Raw genomic sequence first — 15,421 nt, forward strand, 5'->3', positions numbered from 1 at the left:
GACGGCCGTCATGCTGGTCAATGTGGAAGACCACCGCCGGCAGGCCCGGCGGCGCCTGCCCCGCTTCGTCTTCGACTACCTGGACGGCGGCGCCGACGACGAAAGCTGCCTGCGCCGCAACCGCGCCGACATGGAGGGGGTCACCCTGACCCCCTCCTGCCTGCGGGACGTGTCGGGCATCGATCCTTCCGTCACCCTGTTCGGACAAAGGTGGCGGGCGCCCATCGCCGTCGCCCCCACCGGCTTCAACGGCCTGCTGCGGCCCGAGGGCGACCGGCTGGTGGCGCGGGCGGCGGCGGCGGCCGGAGTGCCGTTCAGCCTGTCCTCCGCCTCCAACGTCCGCATGGAGCGGATCGGCGCGGACAGCCGGGGCGAACGGTGGTTCCAGCTCTACGTCATGACCGACCGCTCCATCGCCGAGCAGATGCTGGAGCGGGCGCGGGCTTCCAGCTTCACCACCCTGATCCTCACCGTGGACGTGCCCATGGGCGGCAACCGCGAGCGCGACCGGCGCAACGGCTTTCGCCTGCCCTTCCGGCCGTCGCTCGCCACGCTCTTCGACATCTGCCGCCATCCGGGCTGGCTGGCCGGCATGGCCCGGTCGGGGACCCCGCGCTTCGCCAATCTCGGCCGCGACGAGGATGCGGGCCAATCGGCGGCATTGCAGGCCGCCCTGCTCAGCCGCGCCATGGACCGTCGCCTGATCTGGGAGGATATGGCGTGGCTGCGCGACCGCTGGCCCGGCCCCATCGTCATCAAGGGATTGCTGCATCCGGAAGACGCCGTCCGGGCGGTCCATGCCGGGGCCGACGGCATCATCGTCTCCAACCATGGCGGCCGCCAGCTGGACGCGGCGCCGTCGACCATTTCGACCCTGCCGGCCATGGTCGCCGCCACCGCCGGGCGCCTGCCGGTGCTGGTAGACAGCGGCTTTCGCCGGGGCAGCGACGTGGTCAAGGCACTGGCCCTGGGCGCCGCCGGAATCCTGCTCGGCCGTCCCATCCTCTATGGTCTGGCGGCGGGCGGCGAAGCGGGCGTGCGGGCGGTGCTCGACACCTTCATCACCGAGATCGAGACCACCATGACCCTGATCGGCGCCGCCACCATCGGCCATATCGGCCCCCATCATCTGGTTCGTCCATCATGATCATCACCGGCCTGACCGCGCGGGCGGTCAACGTTCCCCTGGACTATCCGGTGCGCACCAGCGTCGGAACCGTCGCCACCGCCCCCCTGGTGCTGATCGACATCGGGACCGACCGCGGCATCGTCGGCCGCTCCTATGTCTTCACCTACACTCCGCTGGCCCTGGCGGCGGTGCGGGAATTGCTGAGCGCGCTCGGCGAGGCCCTGGCGGGATACCCGGCGGCGCCGGCCGAGATCGACCGCCTGCTGGAAGGGCGCTTCCGCCTGCTGGGCGCCACCGGATTGGTCCGCATGGCCATGGCCGGCATCGACATGGCGCTGTGGGACGCCGCCGCCCACCACCTGGGCGTGCCCCTGGTGGAGATGCTGGGCGGCACCCGCCGCCCCATCCCCGCCTATGACAGCCATTCCATGGACGGCGAGACCCTGGCGGTAGAGCGGGCGAAACAGGCGGCCGGGCAGGGCTTCACCGCCATCAAGACCAAGATCGGCTACGCGACCCTGGCCGAGGACATCCGGGTGATCCGGGCGATCCGCGCCGCAATCGGCGACGGGGTCCAGATCCTGGTGGACTACAACCAGTCCCAGAGCGTCCCCGAGGCCATCCGGCGCGGCAAGGCTTTGGAGAGCGAGGGCGTCGCCTGGATCGAGGAACCCACCCGGCAGGAGGATTACCTGGGGCATGCCCGCATCCGCGAGGCCCTGGCCCTGCCGGTGCAGATGGGGGAGAACTGGTTCGGCATCGACGAGATGACCTGGGCGCTGGATGCCGGCGCCACCGACCTCGCCATGCCCGACGCCATGAAGATCGGCGGCGTCACCGGCTGGCTGCGTGCCGCCGCCCTGGCCCAGAGCCGGGGCATCCCCATGTCCAGCCACATCTTTCAGGAAGTAAGCTGCCATCTCATGGCGGTCACCCCCACCGCCCACCTGCTCGAGCGCATGGACCTGGCCGCCCCCATCCTGGACCGGCCGCTGCGTTTCGAGGCGGGCTCTGCCCTTATCCCCGACCGGCCGGGCACCGGGATCGGCTGGAACGAGGCGGCGGTGGAACGCTACGCCGTGTGACGCCGTCAGGACGGCGCGTGCTTGCTGAGGATGCGCTGCAGGGTCCGCCGGTGCATGCGCAGCCGGCGGGCGGTCTCGGACACGTTGTGGCCGCACTCGCCGAACACCCGGTTGATATGCTCCCAGCGCACCCGCTCGGGGGTCATGGGCTCGGCCTCGATGGCCGGTTCCACGCGGGTTTCCTCGCCGCGCAGCACCGACAGCAGATGCTCCACATCCACCGGCTTGGGCAGGTAGTCGGCGGCGCCGGCCTTGATGGCGGTGACCGCCGAGGCGATGTTGCCGTATCCGGTCAGCAGCACGATGCGGGTGGAGGGCGCGATCTCGCGCAGGATGCGCACCAGGTCCAGCCCGTTGCTGTTGCCCAGCCTGAGATCGACCGCCGCATAGGTAAGCGGCGTTCCCTCCGCCACCGCCATGGCTTCGGCGATAGTGCCGACGGCGTGCACCGTCAGGTGGCGGCGCTGCAGGGCGCGGGTCAGGCTGAGGCGGAACGGATCGTCGTCGTCGACGACAAGGATGGTTTCCTGCCCGAGTTGGTCAGCCATGGCGGTCCAATGTCGCTGTGGCTCCAAGCAGATCAACCATGCGCCACCGCACCGTCACCTCGGCGCCGCCGTCCTCGGCATTGCGGAAGAACAACTGCCCGCCGGTATGGGACAGCAGCGTATTGGCGATGAAGATGCCCAGGCCGAGATGGGTGCCGTCCTGGTCGCGGTTGGAGATGTAGGGCTCTCCCAGATGCTCCATCAGGCGCTCGGGATAGCCCGGCCCGTCATCGTGAATCCTTACGGAAAGGCTGTCGGCTCCCCACTCGGTCTGGACGTCGACGCGGGTGGTGGCGAACTGAAAGGCATTCTGGAAGAGATTGCCCAGGCCGTGGAGAATTTCCGGACTGCGCATGATCCAGGGCTCCGCCTCGGCGGGACCGGTATCGGACCGGCTGGAGAAGGACAGGTCGATGGTCATGTCGCGGTACGGCGCCGCCGCCATCTCGACCAGGGTGGACACCGAGACGGTCTCGTCGCCGACCATGGCGTCGTATTCCCGGCGGCGATACAGCCGCTTCAGGATTTCTCGGCACCGCTCGGTCTGGCTCAGCAGCAGCGTCATGTCCTCGACATAGGGGCTGTCGGGCGGTGCCTGGGCGACGATCTCCTGGGCCAGCAGGCAGACGGTGGCCAGCGGCGTGTTGAGCTCGTGCGCCACCATGGCCGCCAGCCCGCCGACCGCCGCCGCCTTCTGTTCCTTGAGCAGGGCGGTGCGGCTGGCCTCGTAGGCGGCGTCCATGCGCCGGGTCTCGTTGGCCATGTGCCAGGTGAAGAAGCTGACGGAGACGATGCCGACGCAAAGGGCGACCCATTCGCCGAAGATGTAGACGCCGGGAAACGCCAGGGGCGTCGGCCAGGGCAGCGGCAGGTGGACCACTCCCGCCACGGTGATGGCCGCCGCCGCCAGCCCGCAGATCAGCGTCGTGTTGCGGGCCGGCAGAACCGCCGAGGCCACCGCCACCGGGCCCATGATGAAGATACAGAACGGATTCTGCGGCCCGCCGGTGAGGCTGATCAGCAGGCACATCTGCAGCACGTCGAAGGCGATGTGCCAGGTGGCCTTGCGCTGGTCGAGGCACCACGCGCCGCCACGGTCCACATTCTGCAGGGCGTTGAAGATGGCCGAGGCGCCGATGGTCAGCACCACCGGCATCAGCGCCAGATGGCCGAGAAACACCTCGACCACCAGAACCGTCGCCGATTGGCCGCCGATGGCCAGCCAGCGGATCAGGATCAGCGTCCCCAAACGGGTTCGCAGGGCGCTCTTGTGATGAGCGTCTCCTCCCAATGGGGCCGGCTCCTCCATACTCACTCCCACTCCAGCGCGGATCTCGCCTTTTGATATTTGTCAAATTTACGGGGAGTAATTATACGTGTTGAACCTCCGCCTGAATTTAACAATGGACAAATGGCCGGACAGGCTATGCGCCATATGCGGTTTGATTTCCCGGAATGCACTCAGGATGCCACACCGTCGGCCCGCGCCAGCCGGTCCGGCTTGTCGTGCACCTTGGCGGCGACCGGAGCCACCAGACGGCCGGTAACCAGCAACCAGAAGGTCCGCGCCAGGAAATAGCCGATGATCAGGTTGGCGGCGGCGAACAGCGGGATGGCCAGCTCGGCGATGGGGCCTTCGACGCCGTTCTGGACCATCCGCAGGGCCGAGAGCGGCAAGGCGACCACGCCGAAGCTGAACGCCCAGTGGCCGGGAACGAAGGGCTGGGACGCGAACCAGGGAATCAGCCGGATCATGATGGCCGCCTGCAGCAGGCCGTAGCCGAACAGGATCTGCGCGAAGGTATCGGGCACGCCGCCGTTCACCGCCAGATAGGCGACGCAGCAGACCACCGGCGGCGCCAGTTGGATGCCCAGGGTCGGGCGGATGGCCTGGGCCAGCGGTCCCATGGTGTACATCTGGTGCATCAGCACCGATTCGATGGACAGCCACGAAATCAGGCCGGCCCCCAGGAACAGCATGCCGAAATGGGGGTAACCGAGTGCTCCGGCGGCGATGGCGCTGACGAAGTTTCCGGCGACGGTGGGCAGGTAGAGAACCGCCGTCAGGCTGGCCGGGTCGCGCTCGGCTCGCCACAATCCGCCGGTCACCGCCCCGCTGAACACGATGTGTCCGCCCCAGCCGATGACCGCCAGCGTCATTGCCGCCGGACGCGAATAGGGCAGGATCGAGACCGCGGTCAGCAGCGTGGTGACGAATACCAGCCCGACGAAGCAACTGGTGATGGGATGGCGCGCCTCGGCGATCGCCGCCGCGCGGGCGAAGGTCCACTTCAGGATGAACAGCACCGCCAGCACGGCCCAGATGCCGCCCGCCAGCCCCAGGATCGCCTCGCCGATCCATGGCGGCAGCCCCCACAGGCGGGCCGCCACCCGCCAGCAATTCCCAAGGCCGGCGACGCCGAGGATGATGCCGAACAGGGAGACGGGAACGATGGGGACCGTGATGCCGTCGGCGTCGTCGCCGCGCAACGGAGCGAACAGAGTCTTCCACAGGACCGCCGCCGCCAGGACACCGGCCAGCCCGAGGAAGCCGGTGCCGACGCTGACCTGCTCGTTGAGCAGATAGGCGTTGCACAGCCGCTCCGGCGCGATGCGGTACAGCCAGCCCTCGGCGGCGAACATGGATATGGCGTTGAGGTGGACGAAGCTGCGCCCCACGAACCCCATCCGCCGCCAGCTGAGGATGATGGCGGCTCCCACCAGGGGAACCGTCAGGAACTTGGCCATCTCCGTCACCGGATCGACCAACGCCGCGTCCAGGGCACGCGGCAGCATCCAGTACAGCAGGATGAGCGTGGCCAGCACCAACCCGTAGACGCCGTGCTGATTAAAGCGCCTCTCCCAGGACGGCAGCCTGTCCGGCAGGGCCAGCGCCGCCAGCCCTCCCAGCAGGACCAGCAGGGGAATCTGCACCAGCATGTGGCCGACCAGGGTCGCCTCCATGCTGCGGGCGACCGCCGGGATCAGCAGCACGACCCCCAGGAATATGGCGCCAAAAGCGGAATTCCGCCGGATTTCTGCCGATGCCCAGCTCATCGTCTTCCCCCCAGATCGGCGATCACCTGATTGGCGGCGCGGTAATCATATATCTGCGACAACCGCCCCGCCGGGTCCACCACATGGAGGGCGGCATTGTGCTCGAACCCCCCCATGTCGTCGGGAACCACCACCACGCCGAAGGTGCGGAGCAACGGCGCCAACTGGCCCGGATCGCTCAGCCGGGCCACCCTCCAGCCCCGCCCGTCGGCGCCGAAACGCTCGGCATAGCCCCGCAGGGCCTCGGTATCGTCGTGCAGGGAATCGAACGAGATGCTGAGCAGCGAGAGGTCGCGCCCCAGCCGGCCGGGGGCCATTCCGCCGGCGATGCGCTGGAACGACTGACCCAGCGTGGTGCACAGGGTCGGACATCGGCTGTAGATGAACTCGACCACCAGATACTGCCCCCGATAGTCCTGGAACCCAAAGGAGTTGCCCCCCTGGTCTTCCAATCGGACGACCGGGAGGGCACGCGGCTGCTGCGAGACGGCCAGGCGGCGGGCGCCTTCCGTGGTGAAGGCCCGCAACTCGTCGGTACTCCACCACAGAAAGCCGGCCCCCAGGAGAACCGTGACGGCCAGAGCCATCCAGGCATCCCTGGTCAAGTGGACACTCCCTTGTTCAGGTTGCGCAGGAAGCGGACCATGAATACCAGGGCCGCCGTCACCGACATGGCCGCGAAGATGGCGCCGGCCCGGTCATAGGCCAGCCATTCCGTCAGGTGAACGGCGTAGCGGCGGGGAATGCCGGCGGCGCCCCCGGCCAAAAAGGCCATGATGAAGCCGAAGCCGCCCACGGTGAACAGCCAGAATCCCACCCGGTCGATCAGCGCCGCCTTGTCGCCGTGCATGTCCATCATCAGGTGGTAGCCGAAGCCGAACAGCATGGAGACCAGGCTGAGGAGGAAGTAGGTGTGGAAATGCCCCGGCACCCACTGGGTGTTGTGCATGACCTGATTGACGATGATGGTGGCGTCGGCGACGCCGGGAAACACCCCCGCCGCCCAGCCCAGCATGGCGAAGAACAGCAGGCCCGACGTCATGTTCCAGCGGATGCCCGAACGGTGGACGTTGGCCAGGGTGCCGAACACCGAGATCAGCAGAACCGGCAGCCCGTGAATCCACGAGACGACCTGCCCGATGATCAGCATCCATTCCGGCATGACAAAATCCATCAGCAGGTGCTGCGGGTAGACCAGGATGACCATCAGGCCCGACGCGGTCCAGCCGCCCAGGAACCACTTGTTGATCTTCCAGGGACGGCCGGTGTGCCGGGGCATGATCTCGAACACCGCGATCAGACACTGGTAGATGGTGCCGTTCATGAAGACGTGGCCGAAGAAGTAGGTCATGTTCTTGGCCATCAGCGCGTCGATCCGGTATTCGGGCGCATACAGGCTGACCAGATTCAGCACCAGGATGGTGGCGCCCACCAGGATGCCGGGGATGTTCATCAAGAAGATCACGGTCGCCGCCACCACCGCGGCCGGCGGCGGCGGCGCGTCGCTCGTGCCGAACAGTTGGGGCCAGCCCAAGGCCCGGCCGAGATTGCCGTACTTGCCGAGGATCGCCCGCGCCATGTCCAGGTAGAACACCAGGAATCCGCTGCCGATGAGCAGCAGGCCGAGCAGGAATGACGCCGCCGCGGCGTTGCTCCACGCCCCCTGGGACATGGCGGGAAGCGGATAGAGGAAGTTCCATCCCCCGGCGAAATCCCCGAGGAAGGCTCCGCCCAGGATCAGCACCACGCCGGTGACGAACATCACCAGGTTCAGGACCAGAACCGTCGTGCTCAGCTCCACGTAATGGCGCAGGAAGTACCAGCAGATCATGGCGCCTCCCAGGCCGGCGGCTCCCACCGTGCCGATGCCGTGCACCGTCATGATCTGATAGAACAGGCTGGTATCCAGGCCGAACGCCTGCGCCTGGGAGGCGCGCATGAGCAGGCCGAAGATCATCATGAGAACGAAAATGGCGACGGTCGCAACCAGATAGGCCAGCACTCCGCGTCTTGCCGAGATGTCGAGCGGCAGCTTCGCATTGTCCGAAACGGCTTTCATGTTCCCCTCCTGGAGATGAATAGTGTGCGGCGATCGGGCTTCACCTACGGAAGCACCTCGAACTCCGTCGACATGGCGTGATGGGCGAGGCCGCAATATTCGAGGCACAGGATCGTGTATTTTCCGGGTGCCTGGAATTTATGGCGCAGGGTGTTGACGTAGTCCGGCATGGCCTGGGTCTGGGCCACCACCCGCATGGAAGGATCATAGATGCCGAAGCCGTGATTGACATCGGCGCTGGTGACACGGAATTCCACGGTTTCACCGACCCGGAAGGAATTCCGGCTGAGCGTCCACTCCCACTGCCGCCCGACGGCCTCAACCACCTGAACCGGACCGCTCCGCAGGTCGGCCGCGGCATAGGGAAGTTCGGCCAGGGTGTGGAATGCCAGGGGAATACCCATGGCGATGGAGATGATGAACAGCGAGCGCCGGGTCCGCTCCTGGGTCTGCCCGTCAACAGTCGCCGCGATATGTGACTTCGCATATATTACGAAGAAGACGCCGATCATGAATAATATTGGGAAGACGCTCACTTTCCACGCTATGTCCTGCATAACACCCCTCCTGATGCTTCGTTCCGGCACATCACCGATCAGCCCTTACGAGCCCATAACCATGAGGTTAAGACCCAAATTGCGCGGCACGCTTTAGAATGTCCGCCGACGACATTTCACCTTTAACAAAGCGCATTGTGCACAGTATGCAACCACAGGAAGTGTATTCATTCGCCGTTCTCGGCTATTGACGCTTATGGCCCCTGCGTCATTTGGTCGCAGGTCATGACGCCGTTTTCTCCTTTCACCCCTCCCGGCAACGGGGAACCGAAAGGCCACACGCAAAAAAGCCGGGGACCAGCCCCGGCTTTTCCGCAAACCCGCCCCCCAGCGGGCAGGAGTATCCCCCCCGGTTCCCGTCTCTCAGCCGGCCCGGACCCGCGAAGCACCGCGGTAGCGGCTGCGCACCAGCTGGTAGCGCCGGACCAGATACGACAGGGGAGCGCTCCACACATGCACCAGCCGGCTGAACGGAGCCAGCAGCACGATGGTCAGACCGAGCACCAGATGTATCTGGAACACCATGTCGGTTCCGGCCACCAGTTCGGCCGCCCCGCCCCGGAACGTGACGATGCGCTGGGCCCATTCGGCCAGAACCAGCATCACCGTGGCGTCGTGGTGGGAGGCCGAGGCCGGAATGGTCAGCAGCCCGATCACCAGTTGGACCAGCAGCAGCAGCAGGATGAAGGTGTCCATGGTCGAACCGGCCGCCACCACCCGGTCGTCGGTCAGGCGGCGATGGACCAGGATCACCATGCCCAACAGGCACAACGTCCCGAAGATGCCGCCGGCGGTCATGGCCAGCACCTGCTTGGTCTCGGCGCTGAGGCCGAAGGCGGTATAGAGACCATGCGGCGTCAGCAATCCGACGGCATGGCCAAGCAGCAGCAAGATGATGCCGATGTGAAAGGCATTGCTGGCGAAGAACATTCCGCGCTGACGGAGGAACTGGCTGGACCCGCTTTTCCAGGTATAGGGCTGGTAGTCGAACCGAACCAGACTGCCGACCAGAAAGACGGCGGCGGCGATATAGGGGTAGATGCCGAAGAAAAAGAAATTGAGGTAGCTCATTGTCCGGTTCCTTCCAATCTGGCCGCCATGGCCGCGCCGCTCGGGCAGCCGGCCAAGGCCGACCCGGCCCCGAATTCCACGGGCGCCTCGGCCCAAACCTCGTCCAGGTCGTCATCCACGTCCGGGGTGGCGATCACCCCCACCTCCAGGGCGGACACCCCGGCCAGGGCCGCCACCGCCGCCATGATGGGGCCGTAGGGACTGTTGCGGGAGGCAAGGCGCTGACCGAGAGCGGCGATCACATGGCCGGCCTCGGCCAGCAGGTTGAGAGCCTCCATCTCGGGACGGGTGGACAGATACTCCAGGAGCAGGGGCAGATAATCGGGCAGCTCGCTCACCCCGATATCAAGACCGTGGCCCAGATACATGGCCCTGAGATCGACCATGGCCTGGCCCCGGTCGCGGGAATCGCCGTGAACATGCTCGAACAGGTTCAGGGACAGCGACCGGCTGCGGTCGAACTGCTCCACCCAGTCGGCCTGCGCCTCCAGCAGATCGCGGGAGGCCAGGGCCGAGATGAACTCGTCGACCTTTTCCGTCAGATGGGCGGGCAGCATGCTGTCCGCCGCGAGCATGGCCCCCAGTTCGGGAAGATCGGCGAGAATCTCCTCGTTGGGGTAATCGAGCAGCGCCGCCAGAATTTTCAGAGTGATCATGGGGGTCACTCCGCCGCGCTGGCGGGCTTGCGCCCGGGTGTGCCGAACAGGTTGGTCTGGGACGTGCCGCCGCAACCGTCGCCGAACGAAAAGCCGCAACTGCCCTTCAGATCGAAGGCGTCCTCGGCGTATTCGCGGTGCGTGGTGGGAACCACGAACCGGTCCTCGTAATCGGCGATGGCCATGATGCGGTACATTTCCTCGGCCTGCGCCTCGGTCAGCCCCACCTGCTTCAGCGGCGCCAGATCGGGCACCCCGTCCACGGTCTTGGACCGCATGTAGGCCCGCATGGCCAGCATCCGCTCCAGGGCCGAGACCACCGGCTTCTCGTCGCCGGCCGTCAGCATGTTGGCGAGATAACGGACGGGAATACGCAGGCTGTTGACGTCAGGAATGACGCCGTTGACGCCGATGGCTCCCGAATCGGCGCGGCCCTGGATGGGCGACAGCGGCGGGATGTACCAGACCATGGGAAGGGTCCGGTATTCGGGATGCAGCGGAAAGGCCACCTTCCAATCCATGGCCATCTTCCACACCGGGGATTCCGCCGCCGCCTTCAGCCAGGCCTCGGGCACGCCGTCGAGACGGGCCTGGGCCTGGACCTCGGGGGAATTGGGGTCCAGGAAGATGTTCATCTGCGCTTCATACAGATCGGTCTCGCGCTCGGTCGACGCCGCCTCCTCGATCCGGTCGGCATCGTAAAGCACCACGCCCAGGTAACGGATACGCCCCACGCAGGTCTCCGAGCACACCGTCGGCTGCCCCGATTCGATGCGCGGGTAGCAGAAGATGCACTTCTCGGCCTTGCCGGACTTCCAGTTGTAATAAATCTTCTTGAACGGGCAGGCCGACACGCACATGCGCCAACCCCGGCACTTGTCCTGGTCGATCAGGACGATGCCGTCCTCCTCACGCTTGTAGATGGAGCCCGAGGGGCACGCCGCGACGCAGGCCGGATTGAGGCAATGCTCGCACAGCCGGGGCAGATACATCATGAAGGTGTTCTCGAACTCGCCGTACATCTCCTTCTGGATATTGGCGAAGTTCTGGTCCTTCGAGCGCTTGCGGAACTCGGTGCCGAGGATTTCCTCCCAATTGGGTCCCCACTCGATCTTTTCCATGCGCTTGCGGGTCACCAGCGAGCGCGGACGGGCGGTGGGCGGCGTCCTCGACACGCCGGCCTTCTGCAGGTGCTCGTAGTCGAAGGTGAACGGCTCGTAGTAATCGTCGATTTCCGGCAGGCGCGGATTATTGAAGATCTTGGCCACCAGCGAGGCGCGCGATCCCAGCCGGGGAACCAGGGTGCCGTTGGCGCGGCGGCGCCAGCCGCCCTGCCACTTGTCCTGATTCTCCCAATCCTTGGGATAGCCGATGCCCGGCTTGGTCTCGACGTTGTTGAACCAGGCGTATTCCACCCCTTCCCGCGTGGTCCACACGTTCTTGCAGGTGACCGAGCAGGTATGGCAGCCGATGCACTTGTCCAGGTTCAGAACCATTGCGATCTGTGCGCGGATCTTCATGGCTCAGGCCCCCCTTCCTTCAAGACGGCCTTCGAGCCAGTCCACATTGGTCATCTTGCGCACCACCACGAACTCGTCGCGGTTGGAGCCGACCGTTCCGTAATAGTTAAAGCCGTAGGATTGCTGGGCGTAGCCGCCGATCATATGGGTCGGCTTGACGCTGGCCCTGGTGACCGAATTGTGGATGCCGCCGCGCAGCTTGGTGGTCTCGGCACCGGGGGTGTTCACGATTTTCTCCTGAGCGTGGTACATCATGCACATGCCTTCCTTGACGCGCTGGCTGACCACCGCGCGGGCGGCGATGGCACCGTTGGCGTTGAAGACCTCGATCCAGTCGTTGTCCTCGATATCGGCCTTGGCCGCGTCCTTTTCCGACAGCCAGACGATCGGGCCGCCACGCGACAGGGTCAGCATGATCAGGTTGTCGGTATAGGTGCTGTGGATGCCCCACTTCTGGTGCGGCGTGATCCAGTTGAGCACCACCTGCTTGGCGCCCGACGCCTTGGACTCGATCACCGGCCGGATGGTCTTGGTGTCGATGGGCGGACGGTAGACGCACAAGCCCTCGCCGAAGCCCAGCATCCACTTGTGATCCTGGTAGAATTGCTGGCGCCCGGTCAGGGTCCGCCAGGGGATCATCTCGTGCACGTTGGTATAGCCGGCGTTGTAGCTGACCTTCTCGGATTCCAGACCCGACCAGGTGGGCGACGAGATGATCTTGCGCGGCTGCGCCTGGATATCGCGGAACCGGATCTTCTCGTCCTCGCGGTGCAGGGCGAGGTGAACGTGGTCGCGGCCGGTGAACTTGGACAGGGCGTCCCAGGCCTTGACCGCCACATGCCCGTTGGTCTCGGGCGCCAGCATCAGGACCGCCTCGGCGGCGTCGATGTCGGTTTCCAGCCGGGGCATGCCCTTGGTGACGCCGTCCTCGGCCACCAGACGGTTGAGCTCGCCCAGGGCATCGACCTCGTCGTCGGTGTTCCAGGAGATGCCCTTGCCGCCGTTGCCCAGCTTCTTCATCAGCGGGCCGAGAGCGGTGAACCGCTTGTAGGTGTTGGGATAGTCGCGCTCGACGATGGTCATGGCCGGCATGGTCTTGCCGGGAATGGCCTCGATCTCGCCGGCCTTCCAGTCCTTGACGTCCAGGGCCTGGGCCAGCTCGCCGGGGGTGTCGTGCATCATGGGCGTCAGCACCAGATCCTGCTCGACCCCCAGGTGACCGACCGACAGCTCGGAGAACCGCTTGGCGATGCCCTTGTAGATGTTCCAGTCGGAACGGGCCTCCCAGGCGGGGTCCACCGCCTGGCTGAGCGGATGGATGAACGGATGCATGTCCGAGGTGTTGAGATCGTTCTTCTCGTACCAGGTGGCGGTCGGCAGGACGATGTCGGAGTAAAGGCAGGTGGTGGACATGCGGAAGTCGAGCGTCACCAGCAGGTCCAGCTTGCCGTCGGTGGGGGCGTCGCGCCACGTCACCTCGGTCGGCTTCTCGCCGCCCTTGACCCCGTTGTCGTCATTCATGACGCCGTGCTGGGTGCCCAGCAGGTACTTCAGGAAGTACTCGTGCCCCTTGCCCGACGAGCCCAGGAGATTGGAGCGCCAGACGAATAGGTTGCGGGGGAAGTTCTTGGGATTGTCGGGGTCCTCGCACGACATCCGCAGCGACCCCGAGGTCAGCCCCTCCACGGTGTGGCGGACCGGGTCCTTGTTGGCGGCGACCGCCTCGCGGACCAGATCCAGCGGGTTCTTCTCAAGCTGGGGGGCCGAGGGCAGCCAGCCCATGCGTTCCGAGCGGACGTTGAAGTCGATCAGCGCGCCCTTGAAATCCTCGGGATTGGCCAGCGGCGAGAGGATCTCCTTGACCGACAGCTTCTCGTGCCGCCACTGGTCGGTGTGGTTGTAGAAATACGACGTGGAGTTCATCTGGCGCGACGGCCGCACCCAGTCGGTGGCGAAGGCCAGCGGCACCCAGCCGGTCTGCGGCCGCAGCTTTTCCTGACCCACGTAATGGCCCCAGCCGCCGCCCGACTGGCCGATGCAGCCGCACATCACCAGCATGTTGATGATGCTGCGGTAGTTCATATCCATGTGGTACCAGTGATTCATGGCGGCGCCGATGATCACCATGGAACGGCCGTGGGTGCGGTCGGCGTTGTCGGCGAACTGGCGGGCCACGGTGATCACGTCGGCGGCCTTCACGCCGGTGATGCGCTCCTGCCATGCCGGCGTATAGGGCACGTTCTGGTCATAGGACGACGCCACGTGCTCGCCGCCCAGCCCCCGGTCGATGCCGTAATTGGCGGCCATCAGGTCGAAGACCGTGGTCACCAGGGTTTCGCCGTCGGCCAGGGCCAGACGCTTCACCGGGACATTGCGCACCAGGATGTCCGGGTGGGGATTGTTGTGGAAATGCTCGTGGTCGATATGGCCGAAATAGGGGAAGGCCACGCCGGCGACCTCGTCGCGGGCGTCGAGCAGGCTGAGCGCCAGCTTGACCTCGGCACCGTCGCGCCCGTCCTTGGGCTCGATGTTCCACTTGCCCTTCTCGCCCCAGCGGAAGCCGATGGAGCCGTTGGGGACGATGATGCGGCCGCTGCCTTCCTCGATGCCGATGGTCTTCCAGTCGGGATTGTTGGCCTGATCCAGCTTGCCGTCGAAATCCGAGGCGCGCACGAAGCGGTCGGGAACCAGGGCGTCACCCCGGCGCACCAGACGGACCAGCAGCGGCATGTCGCTGGTGCGGCGGCAGTAATCCTCGAAATAGGCGGACTTCTTTTCCCCCAGGTGGAATTCCTTGAGGATGACATGCCCCATGGCCATGGCCAGGGCGGCGTCGGTTCCCTGCTTGGGGGCCAGCCACAGATCGGCGAACTTGGAGGCTTCGGAGTAATCGGGGCAGACCACGACGCTCTTGGCCCCCTTGTAGCGGACCTCCGTGTAGAAGTGGGCGTCGGGCGTGCGGGTCTGCGGGACGTTGGAGCCCCAGAGAATCAGGAAGTTCGAATTGTACCAGTCGGCCGATTCCGGCACGTCGGTCTGCTCGCCCCACATCTGCGGGCTGGCCGGCGGCAGGTCGCAGTACCAGTCGTAGAAGCTGAGCGAGACGCCGCCGATCAGCGACAGGTACCGGGTGCCGGCGGCGAACGACACCATGGACATGGCCGGGATCGGCGAGAAGCCCGCCACCCGGTCCGGTCCCCAGGTCTTGATGGTGTGGATGTTGGCGGCGGCGATGATTTCCTGGGCCTCGTCCCACGAGGCGCGGACGAAACCGCCCAGCCCGCGGATGGACTTGTAGGACCGGGCCTTTTCCTTGTCGCCGACGATGGAGCGCCAGGCCTCGACCGGGGCCAGGCTCTTGCGGGCCTGGCGCCACAGCCGCAGCAGATCGCCGCGGATCAGCGGATGCTTCACGCGATTGCCGGAATACATGTACCAGGAATAGCTGGCCCCGCGCTGGCAGCCGCGCGGCTCGTGGTTGGGCATGCCGGGACGGGTGCGGGGATAGTCGGTCTGCTGCGTTTCCCAGGTGACGATGCCGCCCTTGACGTAGATCTTCCACGAGCACGACCCGGTGCAGTTCGTTCCGTGGGTCGAGCGGACGATCTTGTCATGCTGCCAGCGGCGGCGATAACCCTCCTCCCAATCCCGGCTCTCATTGGTAACCACACCATGATCGCCGGAGAAGGTCTCGACGTTACGCTTGAAGAACAGCAACCTGTCAATAAAGTTACTCATT

General features: G+C 65.8%; 12 protein-coding genes. 2 read left to right on the top strand and 10 right to left on the bottom strand.

What is annotated here, in order from left to right; all coding sequences use genetic code 11:
• The first annotated feature begins 10 nt into the window (after nt 1-10).
• Both CP958_RS23910 and CP958_RS23915 read left to right on the top strand, forming a co-directional pair.
• Nucleotides 11-1,147, top strand: a complete 1,137-nt coding sequence (locus CP958_RS23910) for an alpha-hydroxy acid oxidase (protein ID WP_096704674.1) — start codon at nt 11-13, stop codon at nt 1,145-1,147.
• Entirely contained in the window at nt 1,144-2,214 is a 1,071-nt protein-coding gene (locus CP958_RS23915; RefSeq protein WP_096704675.1) for an enolase C-terminal domain-like protein, read from the top strand. Before CP958_RS23910 ends, CP958_RS23915 begins: the two co-directional genes overlap by 4 nt.
• A gap of 5 nt (nt 2,215-2,219) precedes the next feature.
• Here the strand turns inward: CP958_RS23915 and CP958_RS23920 are convergent, their stop codons facing one another.
• The 10 genes from CP958_RS23920 to CP958_RS23965 all read right to left on the bottom strand — a co-directional run bounded on the left by CP958_RS23920 (nt 2,220) and on the right by CP958_RS23965 (nt 15,420).
• Nucleotides 2,220-2,762 carry a response regulator gene (locus CP958_RS23920; RefSeq protein ID WP_096704676.1) on the bottom strand — a complete coding sequence of 181 codons (543 nt, stop codon included), beginning with the start codon at nt 2,760-2,762 and terminating at the stop codon, nt 2,220-2,222.
• Nucleotides 2,755-4,053: an ActS/PrrB/RegB family redox-sensitive histidine kinase gene (locus CP958_RS23925; protein WP_170959093.1), complete on the bottom strand. Its 1,299-nt coding sequence runs from the start codon at nt 4,051-4,053 to the stop codon at nt 2,755-2,757. Before CP958_RS23925 ends, CP958_RS23920 begins: the two co-directional genes overlap by 8 nt.
• 170 nt (nt 4,054-4,223) lie before the next feature.
• On the bottom strand, nt 4,224-5,819 hold the full coding sequence (gene tehA / locus CP958_RS23930; protein WP_242443120.1) for a dicarboxylate transporter/tellurite-resistance protein TehA: 1,596 nt from the start codon (nt 5,817-5,819) through the stop codon (nt 4,224-4,226).
• The gene (locus tag CP958_RS23935; protein WP_096704678.1) at nt 5,816-6,406 is read right to left on the bottom strand and encodes an SCO family protein; all 591 of its coding nucleotides are present in this window, start codon (nt 6,404-6,406) and stop codon (nt 5,816-5,818) included. Before CP958_RS23935 ends, tehA begins: the two co-directional genes overlap by 4 nt.
• A 14-nt stretch (nt 6,407-6,420) precedes the next feature.
• Entirely contained in the window at nt 6,421-7,878 is a 1,458-nt protein-coding gene (locus tag CP958_RS23940; RefSeq protein WP_096704679.1) for a cbb3-type cytochrome c oxidase subunit I, read from the bottom strand.
• Nucleotides 7,879-7,922: 44 nt separating this feature from the next.
• Nucleotides 7,923-8,390 carry a hypothetical protein gene (locus tag CP958_RS23945; protein ID WP_197706450.1) on the bottom strand — a complete coding sequence of 156 codons (468 nt, stop codon included), beginning with the start codon at nt 8,388-8,390 and terminating at the stop codon, nt 7,923-7,925.
• Between the two features lie 408 nt (nt 8,391-8,798).
• Nucleotides 8,799-9,506 carry a respiratory nitrate reductase subunit gamma gene (narI, locus tag CP958_RS23950; protein ID WP_096704681.1) on the bottom strand — a complete coding sequence of 236 codons (708 nt, stop codon included), beginning with the start codon at nt 9,504-9,506 and terminating at the stop codon, nt 8,799-8,801.
• Nucleotides 9,503-10,162: a nitrate reductase molybdenum cofactor assembly chaperone gene (gene narJ, locus CP958_RS23955; protein ID WP_141400626.1), complete on the bottom strand. Its 660-nt coding sequence runs from the start codon at nt 10,160-10,162 to the stop codon at nt 9,503-9,505. Before narJ ends, narI begins: the two co-directional genes overlap by 4 nt.
• Nucleotides 10,163-10,167: 5 nt before the next feature.
• The gene (gene narH / locus CP958_RS23960; protein ID WP_096704683.1) at nt 10,168-11,682 is read right to left on the bottom strand and encodes a nitrate reductase subunit beta; all 1,515 of its coding nucleotides are present in this window, start codon (nt 11,680-11,682) and stop codon (nt 10,168-10,170) included.
• Nucleotides 11,683-11,685: 3 nt separating this feature from the next.
• Nucleotides 11,686-15,420 (bottom strand): nitrate reductase subunit alpha, encoded by a 3,735-nt coding sequence (locus CP958_RS23965; protein WP_096704684.1) that lies wholly within the window; start codon nt 15,418-15,420, stop codon nt 11,686-11,688.
• Nucleotide 15,421 lies beyond the last annotated feature (1 nt).

Source organism: Magnetospirillum sp. 15-1 (assembly GCF_900184795.1).
Taxonomy (GTDB): Bacteria; Pseudomonadota; Alphaproteobacteria; order Rhodospirillales; family Magnetospirillaceae; genus Phaeospirillum.

What these genes read in the sequence shown, in the direction of transcription:
- CP958_RS23910 (WP_096704674.1), top strand. Translation starts at nt 11, where the DNA reads ATGCTGGTCAATGTGGAAGACCACCGCCGGCAGGCCCGGCGGCGCCTG.
- CP958_RS23915 (WP_096704675.1), top strand. Translation starts at nt 1,144, where the DNA reads ATGATCATCACCGGCCTGACCGCGCGGGCGGTCAACGTTCCCCTGGAC.
- CP958_RS23920 (WP_096704676.1), bottom strand. Translation starts at nt 2,762, where the DNA reads ATGGCTGACCAACTCGGGCAGGAAACCATCCTTGTCGTCGACGACGAC.
- tehA (WP_242443120.1), bottom strand. Translation starts at nt 5,819, where the DNA reads ATGAGCTGGGCATCGGCAGAAATCCGGCGGAATTCCGCTTTTGGCGCC.
- CP958_RS23935 (WP_096704678.1), bottom strand. Translation starts at nt 6,406, where the DNA reads ATGGCTCTGGCCGTCACGGTTCTCCTGGGGGCCGGCTTTCTGTGGTGG.
- CP958_RS23940 (WP_096704679.1), bottom strand. Translation starts at nt 7,878, where the DNA reads ATGAAAGCCGTTTCGGACAATGCGAAGCTGCCGCTCGACATCTCGGCA.
- CP958_RS23945 (WP_197706450.1), bottom strand. Translation starts at nt 8,390, where the DNA reads ATGATCGGCGTCTTCTTCGTAATATATGCGAAGTCACATATCGCGGCG.
- narI (WP_096704681.1), bottom strand. Translation starts at nt 9,506, where the DNA reads ATGAGCTACCTCAATTTCTTTTTCTTCGGCATCTACCCCTATATCGCC.
- narJ (WP_141400626.1), bottom strand. Translation starts at nt 10,162, where the DNA reads ATGATCACTCTGAAAATTCTGGCGGCGCTGCTCGATTACCCCAACGAG.
- narH (WP_096704683.1), bottom strand. Translation starts at nt 11,682, where the DNA reads ATGAAGATCCGCGCACAGATCGCAATGGTTCTGAACCTGGACAAGTGC.
- CP958_RS23965 (WP_096704684.1), bottom strand. Translation starts at nt 15,420, where the DNA reads ATGAGTAACTTTATTGACAGGTTGCTGTTCTTCAAGCGTAACGTCGAG.